We start from the raw sequence: 18,657 nt of genomic DNA, 5'->3' as shown, positions 1-18,657 counted from the left end.
TTGGGGTTCCTGATGAGCGTGAGACGCATTAGGAACCTTTTTGAGCGCTTTCCTCTTTTTTGGATCACTCTTTCTTCACCTTTTGGATCATCATCTTCACCATTCTCAAACAAAAAAAGACTGCCTCGTCAGACAGTCTTTTTTCATTATATTAGCGTACTTCTGTGCCTGCAATCGTAGCAATGGCTTTTAATACTTTGTTATGTGCGGCCACTACTTCTTCGTCTGTTAAAGTACGTTCTGGATCAAAATATGTGAGAGAGAAGGCAACCGATTTTTTACCTGGTTCCATTTTCTCCCCTTCGTAAACATCGAATACGCGGATATCTTTTAATAGTTTCACACCCGCTGCATCAATGGCTTCCATTACTTCGCCCGCTGTTGTTGTACGGTCCATTATAAGAGCGATATCACGAGACATAGCTGGGAAACGAGGCACTGGTGTGTAGGCAAGTGGTGCTTCTTGTGCCGTTGCATTTAATAGGGCCACTAAATTCATTTCCATTACATACGTGTCTTTTACACCCCATGCTTTTTGCTCTGCTGGGTGAAGTCCACCAATGATGCCGACTTGCTTGCCATCTAATAAAATGCTAGCTGTACGACCTGGATGTAAGCCATCCACTTGTGATTTCACAAATGTCAGGCGATTTGCTAAGCCAAGTTTGCCAATAACACCTTCGATGATACCTTTTAACACAAAGAAATCTACAGCTTTTTTCTCACCTTGCCAAGCATGGTCTAGCCATTTGCCAGTTAGTACTGCTGCCACATGCTCTTCCTCATATGGTTGCCCCTCATCTGATTGACCAAGGAACACGGAACCAATTTCATATAAAGCCACGCCTTCAGCTTGACGTGCAACATTATAAGCCGCCGCTTCGATTAAATGTGGAATAAGGCTTTGACGTAATGTAGAACGCTCCTCACTCATTGGCATAAGCAAGCGAGTTACCGGCTCTGCTTTCAAAGCAAAACGTTGTGACAATGCATCCGACGTTAACGAATAAGTTACCGCTTGATACAGGCCAGCCCCTTCCATGTAATGACGAACAACACGTCGATTTGCTTGGTAAGGTGATAAATTACCTACTTGTGTTGCACCCTCTGGTAATGTCATTGGGATTTCATCATAACCATAAAGACGAGCAATTTCCTCCACGATATCCTCTTCAATTTTAATATCTTGTCGACGTGTTGGTGCATCAATAATTAATAAACCATTTGCTGCCTCTACACCAAATTTTAAACGCTCTAAAATAGAAAGCATATCTTCTAATGCAATCTTCATACCTAAACGTTCATTAATAAAATCTGGGGAAACGACTACTCGCGCTGGTGTTTTATCTAACTCATCTACTAAACATGTACCTTCTAATACTTCACCGCCTGCTAATTCAGCAAGGAGAGCGGCAGCACGTTCGGCAGCTGGTAAGACACGATTTGGGTCTACCCCTTTTTCGAAACGAGCCGATGCATCTGAGCGTAGGCCAAGATGACGAGACGTTTGACGCACTGTTAAACCATCAAAATAGGCTGACTCAATGACAACAGTCGTTGTTGAATCTGTTACCTCTGAATTAGCACCACCCATTACACCAGCAATGGCTACTGGCTCTTTGCCATTTGTAATGACTAAATCTGAAGCTTTTAATGTACGTTCTTGGTCATCTAATGTTGTGATTTTTTCACCTTCTGTTGCTTTACGAACAACGATTTTACCCGTCGCTAGGCTATCATAGTCAAAAGCATGTAGAGGTTGACCATATTCCATTAATACATAGTTCGTTACATCTACGACATTATTGTGTGGACGTACTCCCGCAGCCATTAGACGATTTTGTAGCCACATTGGTGATTCACCAATTTTTACGTTTTTCACAACTTTTGCTACATACATAGGATTTGCTTGTAAATCTTCTACATGAAGCTTCAGGTAATCCTGTGCTTTTTCACTGGCAGTTTGATAGGAAATTTCTGGATATTTAATTTCCTCTGAAAGAATAGCACCTACTTCATATGCTACACCTAGCATTGAAAGAGCATCTGAGCGGTTTGGTGTTAGTCCTAACTCCAACACTGTATCACGTAGGCCCAATATAGCCAGTGCATCTGCCCCTACTTCTGCATCTGCTGGTAGGACGAAGATACCTTCTGAATACGCCTTAGGCACAAGCTTTCCTTCGATTCCAAGCTCTTGTAAGGAACAAATCATTCCGTTCGATTCATAACCGCGAAGTTTTGCTTTTTTGATTTTAATGCCACCTGGTAAATGTGCACCTGGACGAGCAACAATGACTTTTTGACCCGCATCAACATTCGGTGCACCACAAATTATTTGTTGAGGCTCTGCTTCGCCAACGTCAACTTGGCAAATATTTAACTTATCCGCCTCTGGATGTTTCTCCTTAGAAACTACATAACCAACTACAACTTTATCCATAGCATTAGCACGATCAATTACTGCATCTACTTCGATCCCAGAGCGTGTAATTTTTTCTGCTAATAGCTCAGGTGCTAAGTCCTGTGTATTGATATAATCTTTTAACCATTCTAATGATACTAACATGTTTTATCCCCCTTACGCTTCTGTTCGCTCAAATTGTGATAAGAAGCGAGTGTCACTTGTATAGAAATGACGAATATCGTCAACACCGTATTTCAACATCGCAATACGTTCTGCACCAATACCAAATGCAAATCCAGATACTTTCTTTGGATCATAGCCAGCCATTTCTAATACGTTTGGATGCACCATACCTGCTCCTAGAATCTCAATCCAGCCAGTGCCCTTACATACGTTACAGCCTGCTCCACCACATTTGAAACAAGAGATATCCATTTCTACTGATGGCTCAGTAAATGGGAAGAAGCTCGGACGTAGTCGAATTTCGCGGTCTGCACCAAACATTTTTTTTGCTAACGTATCTAGTGTTCCTTTTAGGTCACTCATGCGAATATTTTCGCCAATGACTAAACCTTCAATTTGCATAAACTGATGTGAATGTGTTGCATCATCATTATCACGTCGGAATACTTTACCAGGACAAATTATGCGAATCGATTCACCTTTTTTGGCTTCCATCGTACGAGCCTGTACTGGTGAAGTATGGGTACGTAATAATATTTCCTCGGAAATATAGAACGAATCTTGCATATCACGAGCTGGATGTCCTTTTGGTAAATTTAGTGCTTCAAAGTTATAGTAATCCTTCTCCACTTCTGGACCTTCAGCAATTTCATAGCCCATTCCAATAAATAAATCTTCAATTTCTTCAATGACACGTGTTAAAGGGTGACGATTCCCCACTTTAATTTCTCGACCTGGTAAAGTGACATCAATCGACTCACTCGCTAATTTTTCAGCAATGGCTGCCTCTTCCAACACGGTAATCTTTGTTTCTAATACTGCCGTTACATTTTCACGAACATTATTCACTAAAGCACCCATTTTCGGACGTTCTTCAGCTGATAATTTGCCCATCCCTTTTAGTAAATCAGTGATAGGTCCTTTTTTTCCTAAATACGCAACACGTACTTCATTCAATTCTTTTAAATTTGCAGCTGCTTCAATTTTAGCAAGTGCTTCTTGCTCTAATTGTTTTAATTGCTCTTCCATGTTAAAACCTCCTCAGAAAATAAATGCCTGCTTTTTAGGCATAAAAAAACTCGCCCCTAAAAAGGGACGAGGACATTTTCGCGGTACCACCCTAGTTATTGCAATGCAAAGCCTTACAATCACTTCATTGACATAACGACTTGATAAAGCCGGCTTACCTTTACAGCATTACACTGGTCCCGGTAGCTGCTCGCGGGCTGAATTCAAAACTGCATTGATACGGCGTTGGCTCTCAATCTCTGGCCTACGCTCCCTGTCGTCCATTCACAATCTTTACTACTTCCCGGTCAAAGCATTTATTATTTAAACATACATTTTAGAATAAATTATACAATAATGGGCTGTAGCAAATCAAGAGACAACTGCCTCAATCCCACAATGAACAATTAATTACTTGGCAAAGCCATATAAAACAATACCTGTTGCTACTGCGACATTTAATGATTCAGCCTGTCCAAAAAGAGGAATGATCATATTTTGATCTGTCATCGCTAATAACTGAGGCTGAATGCCACTTCCTTCATTCCCCATAATAATCGCAAATGCACCCGTATGCTGAATATCACTATATGGCACCGCTTCCTCGTCTAATGCAGTACCAAATACTGGTACACCTTGATCCTGTAATATATCTATCGATTCTGCTAAATCTCCACGCACTACCGGAATATGGAAATGGGAGCCTTGAGCAGCACGTAGTGTTTTAGGATTATAAAGATCGGCACAGCCTTTTCCTAAAATTACAGCATCTAAACCTGCAGCATCTGCTGTACGAATCATCGTTCCAATGTTACCAGGATCTTGGACAGCATCAATTAATAACACTTTTCGCCAAGTAGTCATCACATTATCCTCTAAGACGGGCTGTTTACATACAGCAAAAACACCTTGAGAAGTTTCTGTCTCCGCGAATTCCTTCGCTACCGCAGTCGATACCTCTACAATAGCTATATCATCGATTGGCCATAACATTGGTAAATCTATACCTTCACGCACTATAATTTGTAATACTTGCTTTTTATTTTTTAATGCTTCTTCAACAAGATGAAAGCCTTCTACTAGGAATTCACCCGAACGTTCACGCTCTTTTCTTGTTGTTGCTAACTTTTTCCAATATTTCACTAACGCATTTTGCGTAGATTCAATTCTCTTCATCGTACCTCTTACCGCCTTTTTCCTATATATTGACCACTATTATACCCTACGAAATGGCAAATTTCATAGCTAAGTAAGAAAACTGTTATTTTCCTGTGGTGGCAAGTGGCGTACAACTTAAACATGCTATAATCATACACATCTAATGAAGACACAAAGTGAGGTATATAATGAAAAAAACAATACATGTAGTAGGGGCTATTATTGAAAATGAGCAACAAGAAATTTTCTGTGCTTTAAGAAATCCCCAAATGGTATTAGCAAACTATTGGGAATTCCCTGGCGGTAAAATAGAGCAGGGTGAAACACCTGAACAGGCACTTTATCGAGAAATCCTTGAGGAATTTAACTGTCTGATTCAAGTAGGTAAACTAGTGGCTGTAACACTCCATGAATACGAACAATTTTTTGTTCATTTAGAAACATACAAAGCTTCAATTATAAAAGGCACACCCCAAATTCTAGAACATGCTGAAGCAAGATGGGTTCCCCGCAACCAATTGCTTGACCTCCCATTTGCCCCAGCAGATCTTCCTTCTATTCAAAAATTAATAGCCGAATTGTAAAGGCTATTCACTTTATCTCATGAAAATGAGTGACTTTGTTTCGTCCATGCTCTTTCGATCCATACAATGCTTTATCTGCTTTTTTTATCAATGTCGTCTCTGTATCTTCTGAAGTTACTGTGGCAATTCCCATACTGATCGTAAGATGACCTGTTGGCCAACCATCCTGCTCCACGGTGTGCCTAATTTTTTCGCCGATTTCTTTTGCAACAGGTATCTCGGTCTCTGGTAAGATGATCATAAACTCCTCCCCACCATAACGAGCGACGATATCTTCCAGACGTACTTGTATTTGTAATAGTTGTGCCAATTGAACGAGGACATCGTCTCCAATTTGATGACCATATGTATCATTGACCTTTTTGAAATGATCGATATCTAAAATGCATAACGAAAAAGGTACTGCTGTCTCATGAAAACGATTAAAATGTTGTTCGAGTTGTTCCTGGAAAAATCTCCTGTTTTTCAAGCCAGTCAGTTTATCAGTCATTGATAATTCTACTAAAGCAGCATTCATTTCCAATAATTTCGCCTGTTGAAGTTCTATTTCTACATGAATTTGCTCCAAATTAGCTAATGCACGATCCTTTTCTTGGTAGGCAGCCTCAAGTAGTTTTTTGGCTGATCGTAATTCTTGTTCATAATCTATGCGCTTTTTCATCTTTACTAAAATACAATCAATGCGCTCTACCAAATCCTCTTTGTACAATTTAGCATTCATTAAAAACGGAACCGACATTCCGTCCTTCTGTTTGAGATGAATGAATAATTCCTCTACTTGCCCCTCTAGATTAATCGTAGGATAAAAATAAGAGTGAAAAATCATCTTATTGGGCGTAGATAGAAGAATTTCTAGATGCATATGTAATAATTCCTCTTGCTCATAGCCGATCCAATCTAGCAGGGTTTGATTGATTTCTGAAATAAGCCCTTCATGTGTGATGGAAAGAAATCCACATGGTGCATTGTTGAGTCGTTTTTCCATTGTTGAAAATCCTTTCATTTTTCCTTACAAAAAATCTGCAATACATTGTATCGTTTCATTTGGGTGACTAATATGTGGATAATGACCTTTTGCTTCCATTAATTGTAACGTGCTATTTTTGAGATGCTGATGTAAATAATCCCCTACACTAATTGGCACAATACTATCTTCCGAGCATTGGATAATTAACGAAGGAACGGAGACCTTTGGTAATTCACTTCGATGATCAGATAAAAATGTGACCTCAGCAAATTCTTTTGCAATGATAGGGTCTGCTGCTATAAAGGTTTGCTTCAGTTCCTGTGTTAATGCTGGCTGATCAGGGTTACTCATTGCAATAGGTGCCATATAGCTAGCCCAACCTGTAAAGTTCATTTCCATCATGTCTAGTAACTCTGCTATATCACTTCGCTCAAATCCCCCTCGATAACCATCATCATTTAAATAACAGGGAGAAGGACCAATCATAATCAATTTCTTAAAATAGTCAGGGTGCTGGATAGATGCGAGCAGTCCTATCATGGCACTAATGGAATGCCCTACAAAAATACTATTTTGTAATGATAGCGTTTCAATAATGTCCAATAAATCTTGTACATAGCCCTGTAACGATTGATATTTTTCTGATGAATAGGCATTTATATCTGAGTTACCTGAGCCTACATAATCAAATAATATAATCTTATATTTGTCCATAAATGCAGGTGTAATGAAACGCCACATATTTTGATCACAGCCAAATCCATGTGCAAAAATAAGCGGTTGGTCTCCATGTCCGAGTATTGTTACATTATTACGAACAACAATATTTTCCATTCCAATCATCCTTTTAGAAATATATGTAATAGTTTTATTGTGACCCCTTATACAGTATTTATCAAGCTAAAACATGAAAATCAAAAAGAAGCAGGAGTGCCGCTTCACCTGCTCCATTCTCCAGCTACAACCACTTTCTTATAGGTGGGATACTCTGCTGAAATTGAAATACATTATAGGGATCATATTTTGTTTTCACTTCACGAAGCCTTCTAAAATTGCGTCCGTAATAGGCTGTATGCCAGTCCTTAATATATCGATCTGGAAAATTCACATAATCACCAGACGTATAAGGTGATAAAGCTTGACGTAAATTTTCTACCCACTTAATATTTTGTTCTTCCTCTTTTGGGTTTTTCCAGGAAGTATTATATTCTTGAGCTATTATCGCATTGCGATAGTAATAGGCTGTATGCTGGGGAGCAATTTCACCTACTGCTCCTCTTAAAGACTGTTGCCATATTGTTGTATTTGAATTAGGTGCATGGGCTAAAAATTCTTTCATTCTCTGAATCGCCTTATATGGAAACGGTCTCTCCAAAAATGACCCTGATCTTTTTCGAAAGGCAGGCTGATTACCGCTTGGTAAATCAAAAAATTCTATTGCCTTGCTATATGGCACTTCCTTTATCCAAATACTTGTTGGCAAGCCTGTTTTTCTAAGAGGGCGAAGCAATTTCTTTAATTCAGCTGCTGTTCCTATAAACTCACCTTGTGCGACTATCTCACCTACTTCCTTTGTTTTTAGCTCAATCTGTGAGGTTAGACGCTTATCTGTATAGGGAGCCCATTTTTGCCATGCATCAAAGGCCACTTCAAAGTCATCCCATCCCCATGTAATAGAAAAGAGTGATACGTCATTAATCGCATGAAGCTTGAATGTCAAAGAAGTGACGATACCAAAATTGCCGCCTCCTCCACCACGACTTGCCCAAAAAAGATCATGATGTTGTTGCTTATTCGCTCTGATTACCTGAGCACCCTCCTGTTCACTAGCAACCACCGCTTCGATTTCAATAAGATTGTCACAAGTTAATCCAAACGGTCGTGATAGCATCCCAATCCCTCCACCAAGGGTTAAACCGACCACCCCAACACTACTTTCTGTACCAGCAGGAATGGTAACACCATGCTCCCATAATGTACGGTATACGTTTCCCATATTAGCTCCAGCATCAATCCTAGCCGTCATTTCTGAGAGATTTACCGAAATATCATTCATATCACTTACATCAATGACAAGCCCTTTATTTACTAAAGAAAAATTTTCATAGCTATGACGACCACTTCGAATTCTGAAAGGCTCATTGTTTTCTCTAGCCCATTTTAAGGCATTAACCACATCTTTCGTTTTTTGACAAAACACAATGACACTCGGATATTTGGGATTAGTTAAATTATTATTCGTTCTCGCTTGTTCATAATCCGAATCTTCAGGCGTGACGATTCTTCCTGTGAGCTTCGCCTTTTTCAACATCAAGCCCCTTTCTCACAATGATACTTATCCTATGCAACTCATTGAGAAAGAATTTGACTTTTCAACTATTTTACTGGACTCACACTAAAATACTCTTTTTCACACTTGAAACATATGATGCACTAATAACAACGTGTTGGAGGTGTTCTATGCTTATCCATGTGGTAAGTGCTGGCGAAACACTGTGGCAAATCGCTAATCGTTATGCTGTACCCGTTCAATCTATTAGCCAATTAAATGCATTAGCTACTCCTGATCAATTAGCCATCGGACAATCACTGGTTATCCCTTCTCCTTATACAATTTATACCGTTCAAAAAGGAGATACGTTATGGTCAATCGCACAGAAATTTAGCGTTCCCTTGCAATCTATCATATTAGAAAATCATCTAACGAATCCCGATCAATTAACACCAGGAACGAAATTAATTATTCCACCCATTATTCATATCGTGCAGCCAGGAGAAACTTTATGGCAAATAGCACAGCGCTATGGTACGACCGTTCAAGCCATTGCTGTAGAAAATAAACTAAACAATCCCAATATGCTGTATGTTGGTTCACAATTGATGATTCCAAGAAATTTACCAACGATTGAAGTCAATGCTTATTCCTACCAACCTTCAGAAGAAGCTGTAGACTCCATTAATGCTATTGGTCATCTACTAACTTATTTTAGTCCTTTTGCTTATAAGATGAAGGAAGATGGGACATTACAGCCCATTCATGATGAAAATATGATAGCGGCAGCAAAGGCTAAACATATTATCCCAATGTTAACGCTCACTAATTTTACTTCTACAGAAGAAGGCTCTAATTTAGCACATGTCGTCTTGTCCAATGCAGAGTTACGTAAAAAGGTCATGAATAATGTATTACAGGTGATGCAAGATAAAGGTTATCAAGTATTAAATATTGATTTTGAAAATGTTTTACCTGCTGATCGTGAAAATTTCAATGCCTTTATTCAACTGGCTGTAGATACACTTCATCCAAAAGGCTATTTGGTTTCAACAGCACTCGCCCCTAAAACAAGCGCTTCACAAACTGGGACATTATATGAAGCGCATGATTACGAAGCACATGGGAGAATAGCAGATTTTGTTGTATTAATGACATATGAATGGGGCTATCGTCTTGGCCCTCCACAAGCCATTTCCCCGATTAATGAAATGCGAAGAGTCGTGGAGTATGCTTTAACTGAAATACCAGCTGATAAAATCTTATTGGGCTTTGAGTTGTATGCGCGTGATTGGCTCTTACCTCATGTCAAAGGCCAAGAAGCCGAAACGTTTAGCCCACAGGAAGCGCTCAATAGGGCCATCAAGTACGGGGCAACAATCCAATATGATCCAACGGCCCAATCTCCTTTTTATCGATATGTTGATGAGCAAGGAAGGCAGCACGAGGTATGGTTTGAAGATGCGAGAAGTGCACAAGCCAAATTCGACATGACTAAACATTACAATTTACGTGGCATTAGTTATTGGGCATTAGGATTCCCGTTTCCTCAAAATTGGGTTTTATTAAACGATAATTTTTCTGTTAAAAAATCTTAATACACATTATTGTTCGCAATCAACAAAGAGCTATGCGAATTTTTCCTTGTGAAGTGCGATCTGTGCTGACGGGATAAAAAGTTCATTTCAAAGCCATATTAATGTATATCAACAGGAAAGGAGCAACTCACATGGGAAGAGACAATAAACAAGGTCAAAGCAATAATAAAGGCTCATTACCTCAAACGCCAAAAAACCAAAAGATTGCACCAAACAAGGTGAGTGAGGAATTTTCTCAAGAGTTTATGGAGCTAATTAACACAGTCACGCAAAATAAGAATAAGCAGAAAAAATAAGGGGGGGCTTCAGTTGGATTTTCAACGTGCACAAGAAATTGTCGCCTCACCTTTAGAATTTGAAGTGAGCTATAATGGCGTTTCCATCTGGATCGATCAGCTCCACGATGATGAAAAAACAGCGACAGTTCACCTACGCCGTTCTTTAGAAGAGCGATCTGAAGTAGCTATATCCGAATTAAAAGAAGAATATCTCGTTCACTAAAAGCAAGAACCTGCTTACTCAATAGTAATAAGCAGGTTCTTTTTTTAAATACTATAATCTTCAATATATTGAAGTTGTGTTAATACTTCCTCCACACGATGATGTAAATCTTTATAGGTTTCGGTAATTTGCTGTGGGGATATTGGCTTACTGAATAGATAGCCCTGAATATAATCACAGCCACCATCTATTAGAAAAGATAATTGCTCCACTTCTTCAATGCCCTCTGCCACAACCTTCAAACGTAAATGTTTAGCCATCGAAATAATCATGGAAACAAGTGCTTCATCATTCGGATTATGTGGCACGTTTCTCACAAATGTGCGGTCAATTTTTAAACAATCAATTGGGAATTCCTTTAAATAAGATAGAGAGGAATAACCTGTTCCAAAATCATCTACAGCAATTTGGATGCCTAATGCCTTTAACTCATGTAATAGCTGTGTCATTTGATCAATATTCATCGTCATACTTTCTGTAATTTCTAATTGTAAAAATGACGGATCTAAATTGGTACGATGTAAAATATCTTGTACCATTTCTACTAAATCCTGTTGAAATAACTGGCCAAGTGATAAATTCACTGCCACTTTCATCGAAGGTAAGCCTTGTTTCTCCCATATTTTCGCTTGAGTGCATGCGGTTTCTAAAATCCATTTACCTAGTGGGATAATAAGGCCACATTCTTCAGCAATAGGAATAAAGATATCAGGTGGAACAAAGCCCCGAGTTGGATGACGCCAGCGAACCAAAGCTTCGACCGATTCAATGGTGCCTGTTTTTAAGTTGACCTGTGGTTGATAGTCTAAATAAAATTCATTATTGGCTAACGCATTATGTAAGTCTTGCTCTAACAATATTCGATCTGCAATACCTTTAGACATGTACGGTTTATAAAAAAGAAATCTTTGAGGTATTTGTCTAGCTTCTCGCATCGCTAACTGTGCATGCATTAATAGCTCTTCACCAGTCCATTGCTCCTCATAGAGAGCAATCCCAATATTTAGACTGCCATTCAATGAAAATAATTGGACCTGTAAAGGATCTGTCATGGCACTTTTAAGATTTAAGCAAAATTGTAGTAGTTCCTCAATCGTCTTTACATGGTCAATATAAATAACAAATTGTCCTTCACGCAGTTTAGTTGCAAAATAATGGGGAGGTACAATCGATTGAATTCGCTCTGCAACAAGTTTCATCATTTTATTAGAGTTACTAATCCCAATGGACGAACGAATCGCCGCAAAGCGATCAATTTCTATGGCAATGATAGCCTTTTGCGCTTTATGTTCATGTAAATTTTCTTTTAACGTCTTAAGTAAAAAATGTTCATTTGGCAACAATGTAATATCATCATGATAAGCTTGAAATCGAAGCTCCTTTTGAGATTGTTCAAGATCCTTTTTAATTTTCAACAGCTGCTGAAAGGGTTTTTCCACAGATGTATAATAAATCGCCTTTAGGAAAAAATAGAATGCTAAAAACTGATAGATCAGTGCTGAGAAATCCCATATCGCATTTTGATCTTGACTAACAATAAAGAAGACATCACTCACAATAAGGGAAATAGCTGCGCTAATTAGCCACATGGAACGCTTTGGTAATTTTTTTACATATGTACTAACAATAGCAATGGTTAAAATTTGAAGAATAATAGCAATTAGGTGTACCATATTATCAATCGTATCTAACCAATTTTTAGGCAATACTTTGGGCGAATTATAGGCCAGAAAAACGCTTCCTAGAACGAAAAGCATCGAACAACCATATGTCAGTATCCGATGATTCATGGTTAATCGCTTTTTAGGGTTTAAAATAATAAGTATAAATCCAATGGCTAAGTATAAACGCATTAATATATGTAGGGGCTCGTTCATAAAGTACCATTCTCTAGATTGGCTAAAAAACAAGCTAACTAATTCTAATAAGGCAATAATGAAAAACATGTTTCCTATGTATAAAGTTTGATTGGATAATAAGTGTGAAAATACTAAATAGGATTGGATCGCAATTGCCATTGTAAAAACAATGATTAATATTTGTATCACCAATTTCATATCTTGATACATGTTACCTTGGAAAACACCATATATTTGATTGCTAAAGCTCAGTAATGGTATGACAAGTAATAAGGGTAATACCATGTACCAAATTTCTTTTTTCTCTATCTGATTAAACCATCTCTCCACTCCAAACCCTCCATACTACTATATAAACATTCACTAGGAAATTTTATCTATCTATATCGATTATTTAAATTTGAATTGTATATTTCTTTGACTTCTTACAAATCATAACACTTTTATCGGAATTTGTATGCACCTATGTGAAGTATGCTAATATTCATTTTATTTCAATATTAGCATACTTTTGATATTTTTAGTTCTTTATTCCACCCTGGAAAGTTGACGTTTCAATCTCTGAATGATTCTACCTCTTCTTTTTTTAATAGCAACAGCGGATAAGCCTAATGCATTAGCTATTTCTTGATCACTGTAACCTTCTACATAATAAAGTAGTAATATTTCTCTTTCTATCTGCTTAAGCTGAGACAACTTAATTTCAAGTAAGCTAGGATTTTTTTGATTGTCCCATCCCTCCAAGTCACTAAGAATAAAATTGAGTGTTTCACCATCAACAACCGTTTTTCGCTCTGAATAGTTTTTTTCCTTTGATAATTCATTTAGAATCTCACCTTTTATCGAAGAATAAAGATAAGCAGAAAATTGTCCCTTTGCTGGATCTGCTTTTAGCCATGCCCTCCATACCGCAATAGAAGCAATATGACGATAGTAATCAAAATCCTTGTAAATATGAAGCTGCTTAAAAATGGCTGTAATCATTGGTTGCACAGCCTCTAAAATTTCTTCAAAAGATTGTGTGAATGAAAGCTTGTGATTGTTGCGAATGGACATACCACTCTTCCTGTCAACTGTGCACAGTTTAATATTCCTAGGTAACACAATCTTAGACTGTCATGTTGTTTGAGAGCTAATGCCCATTTTCAACATTTCAGCGCGCAGAAAGAATAAAATGCCTGGCATATTTAGTCATAATTCCTCTAAAGTTATTGCAAAAATTATCTATTTTCTTTGGTATTTCATACATATTTAAACGATAGTTGGACAAATTACTACTAAGGAGGCGATATAGATGAATTTTCAAATAAGAGATGCAATTACAGCGAATGTACATGGTCAATCTGCCGCAGAATTCAAAGACATTGTGGAAGATGCTATTAATCGTGGAGAAGAGCATTTATTACCAGGGCTTGGGGTGTTTTTTGAAAAATGGTGGAAGCAATCCAGTCCATCTGAACAAGATGAATTTGTTCAAAAACTAGAAAAAGTATTTGCTAACTGATTTTTAATGAACTGTGCATTCCATTTCCAATAAATGCGTGATAAAGTTTTACTTATCAGAAAATTTGGAGGGATTGGAATGACTGTTGCAGTAGAATTACTTGTCAATCAACTCAAACAGGTTTTATTAGAAGAACAAGTGTCAACAAACGAAACGGTACGACAGCTACATGGAAAGGATGAATCACATCATATGATGAGATTACCTGATATCGTTGTCTTTCCCCGTTCCACAGCTGATGTCAGTGCCATCTTAAAAATTGCACATGCTCAACGTGTACCAGTTGTACCATTCGGTGTTGGCTCCAGCTTAGAAGGAAACGCGATTCCTATTGCACATGGTATTTCTATTGATTTCTCTGAAATGAATACGATTTTAGAAGTTCGACCTGACGACCTTCTTGTAAAAGTTCAGCCTGGCGTGACACGCTCTCAACTGAATAAGGAGTTAAAAAAACACGGACTACAATTCACAGTGGATCCAGGTGCAGATGCAACACTAGGTGGCATGGCTGCGACGAATGCGAGTGGTACGACTGCTGTGCGTTACGGTGTTATGCGTGATCAGGTTCGTGATTTAGAGGTTGTCCTTGCAGATGGCTCTGTCATCCATACAGGTAATTTAGCCGCGAAATCCTCTTCTGGTTATCATTTGAATGGACTATTTGTTGGCTCAGAAGGAACACTTGGCTGCTTTACGGAGTTAACGTTAAAAGTGTATGGTATACCTGAATTTGTGATAGCAGGTCGAGCTGTTTTTGACACAGTTGGAGATGCTGTGAGTGCAGTGACCGCCTTATTACAGGCTGGTATTTCAATTGGTCGAGTGGAATTGGTCGATGAATCCTCTATGAAGCAGGCCAATGTCTATAACGATACATCCTTTAGCGAAAAACCAACATTGTTTTTAGAATTCCATGGAAACGAAGCGGGTATGCATGCGGACATCGCATTTGCTACAGAAATTTTTGAGGATTACAGCTGTCTATCCGTCGAATTCGAGCAAGATAATGCTGCTCGTAATAAGCTTTGGGAAGCACGACATTCTTTAGCCTATGCATATATTCATGCTTATCCTGGTAAGAAGCTCATGTCAACGGATGTCTGTGTACCAATCTCTGTGCTTGCCGAAACCATTTTATATGCACGAGAACAGCTTGATCATGTTGGACTCGCAGGTGGGCTTGTTGGCCACGTGGGCGATGGAAATTTCCATGCACTTTTAATGTTAAATCCAAATGACGCCGAGGAGCAGGTAAAAGCGGATCGCTTCAATGAACAAATCGTGCAATATGCACTACTTCGAGGTGGTACATGTACGGGCGAGCATGGTGTTGGCATTGGGAAAATGAAATATCAAGCCACTGAGCATGGTACCTCTTTAGTCGTCATGAAAAGCATAAAAGCAGCGCTTGATCCACTTAACATTATGAATCCAGGAAAGATTTTCACTCTATAATTAACATTAAAACCCGCTGATTGACTAGAGCATCAGCGGGTTTATCATTATAAATCATAACGGAAGCTCTTGACTAATATATCTCCCTTGTAAAATTCCTTCGACTCATCTCGCACAAAACCTAATGATAAGTAAAGATTAATGGCTGCCTGCATCATATCACCTGAGTGTAAATAAAGTGCCTGATCCTGTCTCTTTCTAGCAAAGGCAAAACTTTCATTTAATAATTTCTTAGCAACCCCTTGCCCTCTTCCTTTTGGATGCACACCTAATAAGCGCACAATCGTCGATTGAATATTTAGCTCTGGCAAGCCATACGCTTTCCCTGCATCTGTAAATAGTTGTAATCCACCTAATATGTCATCTCCGCGTTTTGCAATAAGAATTGTCTCTGCATTCGGATTACCAACCGAAGCACGGATATCACTTAAATATGATTGCCAGTGCTCTGGGTCTTCATAGTCCTTTTCATATTGCGCATAGCTCTCAACTAAAACCTCAAGATAGCTTGCATAATCTTCCTCTTGTAAATGTTCAATCACAATATCCGCTACTGTCATTCTAATTTCCCCTTTCTATGATGAAAAACCGCCCTTACTATAGGCTGTTACTCTTTTTTCAATACGGTGTGAAACCCATTCTACTATGATGGAAATTCCCCAATAAATAAGACCAACAGCAATAAATGACTCTAAAAACTTTAAGTTCATGGAAGCAATAATATTTGCCACACCGGTCAATTCTTTAATGGATAGGAAAAATGCTAATGATGTAGCATGTAAAAAACCAATAAAAACATTCGTCAAGTTGGGAATAGATTGCCCAAATGCTTGTGGTAAAATATAACGTCGCATCGCTTGAGGAAATGTTAATCCAATCGCATATGCTGCTTCTAATTGTCCTTTAGGTACAGCTAATATCCCTGAACGAATAATTTCTGAGGCATAAGCCCCTGCACTAAGTGTTAAGGCTAGTATGACAAAAAATAAAATAGGAATAGAATTTGATTGTATCTTTAAATGAAGCAAATTAGCTACACTATCAACTAGCATTGGCAAGCCAAAATAAACGAGCATGATATGCATAATGATAGGTGTTCCTCTGAAAAATGAAACATAAAAATTAAGGACAGATGAGACTATTTTTATCTGTTGAATGCGCACGAAAGCTACACTTATGCCAATAACGATTCCTAATAAAACAGGTGTAATAGTCATGAATAAGGTTAACGGTATTACTTTACTAATTTCTCGTAATGCTTCTACTATAAAAGCGATATCAATGGTCATAGCATATTCCCCCTATTGTGAAGCAAGCTCCTTTGGCATATAGCGATTAAAATAGCGTTCATTAAGTTTAAATACTTTTTCAAGGATTATCACGATGACATAGTAAACAATTGACAAAGCTACATAGATTTCCAACGCTCGTGTCGTAGAAGCAATCAAGGTTTCTCCTCTCCCCACCATATCCATTACACCGATGGAGAATGCTAACGATGTATCTTTTAATGAACTAATCATTGTATTTGCTATATTTGGAAAAGCAACACGTATTGCCTGTGGCAAAACAATTCGCATAAAACCCTGTGATCCACTTAAGCCTACTGAATAGGCCGCCTCCATTTGACCCCGATCAACGGTTAAAATTGCTGCACGAAATATTTCGGCAAAGGCTGCCGCATTGCTGAATGTGTACGTAATAATAACAAAATACATTGCATCCATTCGTGTCACATCAATATGAATGAGCTTTAACAATGCGGGTATACCGTAAAATACTAAGAACAACTGCACTAAAATGGGTGTACCACGAATAAAGGATATATAGATTGTAATAATTTGCTTCAATATCGGTATGTGAAGTAGCTTTGGTATGGCTAGCACAATCCCAAGCATCATACCAAAAAGTATGGAGAATACTAGAATCTCGAAAGTTATGGGTAAATACTGAAGCAATATTGGAAGTACTTCCGCAATTAGCACGACATCAAAGTTATTTTCCATACTGCCATCTTCCTTTCCTGTTCATTAGAAGTCTACTGTATAATCATCACCCAACCACTTTTTACTAAGCTCACTCACTACCCCCTCATTCTTTAATTCAACGATTGCTTCATCTAAGCGCTCCTGTAACTTCACTTCATCTTTATTGAGTAAAAAGTAGACCTTTGAATTTAATAATGCATCACCTACAACCTTTTGCTGTGCCTCATTGCTTTCGTTATAGTATCGAACAGCAAACGGTGTGGTAATAATGGCATCAATTCGTCCCGTTGCAAGTTGATTATTAACATCAACTGAGCCAGAAGAATAAACGATATTGGCTCCTAAATTATGCTCTTTATTATATTTTTCAATAAAAACAGCAGAATTACTTGTTGGTGAAACACTCACATTTTTCCCTTTTAAATCATCAATGGATTGAATGGCATTATTTTTCTCGTTGACTGTCACCTTTAATGGGAAAACATTATACGGCTCTTTATTAAATAAAAACTTCTCTTCACGCTCACTATTAACTTCCATTTGATGGGCAATAAAATCTATTTTTCTTGTTTCTAAACTTAGTAATAAATTGGAGAATTCCATTGTTTTAAATTCAAACTCATATTCTGGTAGCTTCTCATCAATTGCACGAACAAGCTCTACATCATAACCAGTTAAATTTCCCTTGTCATCTAAAAAACAGATGTTTGGAAACTGAGTTCCCGTACCAACTATAATTTTTTGAACATCCTTGCCACTCTGTGCTGTTTTTTGAGCACTTGCGTCACCAATTGTTTTTTCTGAGTTTGCACAAGCAGTTAATAGCGCTGCTAGCACAAGTAGCAAATAAAATGATATTTTTTTCATAAGATTCCTCTCTCCTTCTGTTATGCATATGAGGGTAGATTCACAGCAAATGCCTTCTGTAGATGTTCTAATCCAATTTCCGTTACAGCTCTATAGATACCTGTTTCACTTGACCCGATTTCTACAACAGGCACATGTCGAACACCATACTTTATATCAAGGATGTCTCTGAATATATCATTAGACGTGACATCAACTGTTTTGTAGGAAATATGTCGTTCTTGTAGATATGCTTTTATTTCCTCGCAATAACTACAACCTTGCTTCGACCAAATGATTATATCTAAACTTTTTGTCATTTCA

The 18,657-nt window shown here is 38.1% G+C and carries 19 protein-coding genes and 1 other annotated feature; of the genes, 6 read left to right on the top strand and 13 right to left on the bottom strand.

Translation table 11 applies throughout. The features are described from left to right. Window positions 1-151: 151 nt before the first annotated feature. The 3 genes from pheT to EW028_RS14450 form a co-directional block, all read right to left on the bottom strand. Complete coding sequence (gene pheT / locus EW028_RS14460) at window positions 152-2,569, bottom strand: phenylalanine--tRNA ligase subunit beta (RefSeq protein WP_131521378.1); 2,418 nt, start codon at window positions 2,567-2,569, stop codon at window positions 152-154. A gap of 12 nt (window positions 2,570-2,581) precedes the next feature. Then, window positions 2,582-3,619, bottom strand: a complete 1,038-nt coding sequence (gene pheS, locus EW028_RS14455; RefSeq protein WP_004226385.1) for a phenylalanine--tRNA ligase subunit alpha — start codon at window positions 3,617-3,619, stop codon at window positions 2,582-2,584. Window positions 3,620-3,678: 59 nt separating this feature from the next. Continuing rightward, window positions 3,679-3,919 (bottom strand) — a binding site (T-box leader). A gap of 90 nt (window positions 3,920-4,009) precedes the next feature. Continuing rightward, window positions 4,010-4,774 carry a TrmH family RNA methyltransferase gene (locus tag EW028_RS14450; RefSeq protein WP_131521377.1) on the bottom strand — a complete coding sequence of 255 codons (765 nt, stop codon included), beginning with the start codon at window positions 4,772-4,774 and terminating at the stop codon, window positions 4,010-4,012. A gap of 170 nt (window positions 4,775-4,944) precedes the next feature. Between EW028_RS14450 and EW028_RS14445 the strand changes: the two genes are divergently transcribed. Next, window positions 4,945-5,340, top strand: a complete 396-nt coding sequence (locus EW028_RS14445) for a (deoxy)nucleoside triphosphate pyrophosphohydrolase (protein ID WP_131521376.1) — start codon at window positions 4,945-4,947, stop codon at window positions 5,338-5,340. Window positions 5,341-5,347: 7 nt separating this feature from the next. Here EW028_RS14445 and EW028_RS14440 read toward each other — a convergent pair whose 3' ends face one another. The 3 genes from EW028_RS14440 to EW028_RS14430 form a co-directional block, all read right to left on the bottom strand. Next, window positions 5,348-6,325: a sensor domain-containing diguanylate cyclase gene (locus EW028_RS14440; RefSeq protein WP_131521375.1), complete on the bottom strand. Its 978-nt coding sequence runs from the start codon at window positions 6,323-6,325 to the stop codon at window positions 5,348-5,350. Between the two features lie 24 nt (window positions 6,326-6,349). Continuing rightward, on the bottom strand, window positions 6,350-7,141 hold the full coding sequence (locus EW028_RS14435; RefSeq protein WP_131521374.1) for an alpha/beta fold hydrolase: 792 nt from the start codon (window positions 7,139-7,141) through the stop codon (window positions 6,350-6,352). A 124-nt stretch (window positions 7,142-7,265) separates the two neighbouring features. After that, window positions 7,266-8,615 (bottom strand): FAD-binding oxidoreductase, encoded by a 1,350-nt coding sequence (locus EW028_RS14430; protein ID WP_131521373.1) that lies wholly within the window; start codon window positions 8,613-8,615, stop codon window positions 7,266-7,268. Window positions 8,616-8,767: 152 nt separating this feature from the next. Between EW028_RS14430 and EW028_RS14425 the strand changes: the two genes are divergently transcribed. From EW028_RS14425 to EW028_RS14415, 3 genes are all read left to right on the top strand, one after another. Next, window positions 8,768-10,177 carry a glycoside hydrolase family 18 protein gene (locus EW028_RS14425; RefSeq protein ID WP_131521372.1) on the top strand — a complete coding sequence of 470 codons (1,410 nt, stop codon included), beginning with the start codon at window positions 8,768-8,770 and terminating at the stop codon, window positions 10,175-10,177. 131 nt (window positions 10,178-10,308) lie between these two features. Next, on the top strand, window positions 10,309-10,473 hold the full coding sequence (locus tag EW028_RS14420) for a YfhD family protein (RefSeq protein ID WP_004226371.1): 165 nt from the start codon (window positions 10,309-10,311) through the stop codon (window positions 10,471-10,473). Between the two features lie 13 nt (window positions 10,474-10,486). Beyond that, window positions 10,487-10,678, top strand: coding sequence for an H-type small acid-soluble spore protein (locus tag EW028_RS14415; protein ID WP_004226369.1), 192 nt, complete (start codon window positions 10,487-10,489; stop codon window positions 10,676-10,678). Window positions 10,679-10,722: 44 nt separating this feature from the next. On the opposite strand, the gene EW028_RS14410 is transcribed toward EW028_RS14415, so the two are convergent. Both EW028_RS14410 and EW028_RS14405 read right to left on the bottom strand, forming a co-directional pair. Then, on the bottom strand, window positions 10,723-12,867 hold the full coding sequence (locus EW028_RS14410) for a bifunctional diguanylate cyclase/phosphodiesterase (RefSeq protein WP_227744957.1): 2,145 nt from the start codon (window positions 12,865-12,867) through the stop codon (window positions 10,723-10,725). A 198-nt stretch (window positions 12,868-13,065) separates the two neighbouring features. Next, window positions 13,066-13,593, bottom strand: a complete 528-nt coding sequence (locus EW028_RS14405) for an RNA polymerase sigma factor (protein WP_131521371.1) — start codon at window positions 13,591-13,593, stop codon at window positions 13,066-13,068. 238 nt (window positions 13,594-13,831) lie between these two features. On the opposite strand from EW028_RS14405, the gene sspI reads away from it, so the two are divergent. Together sspI and EW028_RS14395 are read left to right on the top strand one after the other, a co-directional pair. Beyond that, on the top strand, window positions 13,832-14,041 hold the full coding sequence (sspI, locus tag EW028_RS14400; protein ID WP_004226361.1) for a small acid-soluble spore protein SspI: 210 nt from the start codon (window positions 13,832-13,834) through the stop codon (window positions 14,039-14,041). A 78-nt stretch (window positions 14,042-14,119) separates the two neighbouring features. Beyond that, a complete protein-coding gene (locus EW028_RS14395) occupies window positions 14,120-15,499 on the top strand; it encodes an FAD-binding oxidoreductase (RefSeq protein WP_131521370.1) in 1,380 nt (459 codons plus the stop codon). A gap of 47 nt (window positions 15,500-15,546) precedes the next feature. On the opposite strand, the gene EW028_RS14390 is transcribed toward EW028_RS14395, so the two are convergent. From EW028_RS14390 to EW028_RS14370, 5 genes are read right to left on the bottom strand one after another with little or no spacing between them, the layout of a single operon-like run. Continuing rightward, window positions 15,547-16,059 (bottom strand): GNAT family N-acetyltransferase, encoded by a 513-nt coding sequence (locus tag EW028_RS14390; RefSeq protein ID WP_131521369.1) that lies wholly within the window; start codon window positions 16,057-16,059, stop codon window positions 15,547-15,549. A gap of 15 nt (window positions 16,060-16,074) precedes the next feature. Beyond that, on the bottom strand, window positions 16,075-16,788 hold the full coding sequence (locus EW028_RS14385) for an amino acid ABC transporter permease (RefSeq protein ID WP_131521368.1): 714 nt from the start codon (window positions 16,786-16,788) through the stop codon (window positions 16,075-16,077). 12 nt (window positions 16,789-16,800) lie between these two features. Next, window positions 16,801-17,505, bottom strand: a complete 705-nt coding sequence (locus EW028_RS14380) for an amino acid ABC transporter permease (protein WP_131521367.1) — start codon at window positions 17,503-17,505, stop codon at window positions 16,801-16,803. A gap of 24 nt (window positions 17,506-17,529) precedes the next feature. Continuing rightward, on the bottom strand, window positions 17,530-18,354 hold the full coding sequence (locus EW028_RS14375; RefSeq protein ID WP_131521366.1) for a transporter substrate-binding domain-containing protein: 825 nt from the start codon (window positions 18,352-18,354) through the stop codon (window positions 17,530-17,532). A 20-nt stretch (window positions 18,355-18,374) separates the two neighbouring features. Next, window positions 18,375-18,653 (bottom strand): glutaredoxin family protein, encoded by a 279-nt coding sequence (locus EW028_RS14370; protein ID WP_131521365.1) that lies wholly within the window; start codon window positions 18,651-18,653, stop codon window positions 18,375-18,377. Window positions 18,654-18,657: the final 4 nt, after the last annotated feature.

Origin of the sequence: Lysinibacillus sp. OL1 (assembly GCF_004332175.1) — a bacterium.
GTDB lineage: Bacteria > Bacillota > Bacilli > Bacillales_A > Planococcaceae > Lysinibacillus > Lysinibacillus capsici.
Note: the sequence above shows the minus strand (reverse complement) of the source record. Positions and strands in the feature narration are given on the sequence as shown.

What these genes read in the sequence shown, in the direction of transcription:
- pheT (WP_131521378.1), bottom strand. Translation starts at nt 2,569, where the DNA reads ATGTTAGTATCATTAGAATGGTTAAAAGATTATATCAATACACAGGAC.
- pheS (WP_004226385.1), bottom strand. Translation starts at nt 3,619, where the DNA reads ATGGAAGAGCAATTAAAACAATTAGAGCAAGAAGCACTTGCTAAAATT.
- EW028_RS14450 (WP_131521377.1), bottom strand. Translation starts at nt 4,774, where the DNA reads ATGAAGAGAATTGAATCTACGCAAAATGCGTTAGTGAAATATTGGAAA.
- EW028_RS14445 (WP_131521376.1), top strand. Translation starts at nt 4,945, where the DNA reads ATGAAAAAAACAATACATGTAGTAGGGGCTATTATTGAAAATGAGCAA.
- EW028_RS14440 (WP_131521375.1), bottom strand. Translation starts at nt 6,325, where the DNA reads ATGGAAAAACGACTCAACAATGCACCATGTGGATTTCTTTCCATCACA.
- EW028_RS14435 (WP_131521374.1), bottom strand. Translation starts at nt 7,141, where the DNA reads ATGGAAAATATTGTTGTTCGTAATAATGTAACAATACTCGGACATGGA.
- EW028_RS14425 (WP_131521372.1), top strand. Translation starts at nt 8,768, where the DNA reads ATGCTTATCCATGTGGTAAGTGCTGGCGAAACACTGTGGCAAATCGCT.
- EW028_RS14420 (WP_004226371.1), top strand. Translation starts at nt 10,309, where the DNA reads ATGGGAAGAGACAATAAACAAGGTCAAAGCAATAATAAAGGCTCATTA.
- EW028_RS14405 (WP_131521371.1), bottom strand. Translation starts at nt 13,593, where the DNA reads ATGTCCATTCGCAACAATCACAAGCTTTCATTCACACAATCTTTTGAA.
- sspI (WP_004226361.1), top strand. Translation starts at nt 13,832, where the DNA reads ATGAATTTTCAAATAAGAGATGCAATTACAGCGAATGTACATGGTCAA.
- EW028_RS14395 (WP_131521370.1), top strand. Translation starts at nt 14,120, where the DNA reads ATGACTGTTGCAGTAGAATTACTTGTCAATCAACTCAAACAGGTTTTA.
- EW028_RS14390 (WP_131521369.1), bottom strand. Translation starts at nt 16,059, where the DNA reads ATGACAGTAGCGGATATTGTGATTGAACATTTACAAGAGGAAGATTAT.
- EW028_RS14385 (WP_131521368.1), bottom strand. Translation starts at nt 16,788, where the DNA reads ATGACCATTGATATCGCTTTTATAGTAGAAGCATTACGAGAAATTAGT.
- EW028_RS14380 (WP_131521367.1), bottom strand. Translation starts at nt 17,505, where the DNA reads ATGGAAAATAACTTTGATGTCGTGCTAATTGCGGAAGTACTTCCAATA.
- EW028_RS14375 (WP_131521366.1), bottom strand. Translation starts at nt 18,354, where the DNA reads ATGAAAAAAATATCATTTTATTTGCTACTTGTGCTAGCAGCGCTATTA.
- EW028_RS14370 (WP_131521365.1), bottom strand. Translation starts at nt 18,653, where the DNA reads ATGACAAAAAGTTTAGATATAATCATTTGGTCGAAGCAAGGTTGTAGT.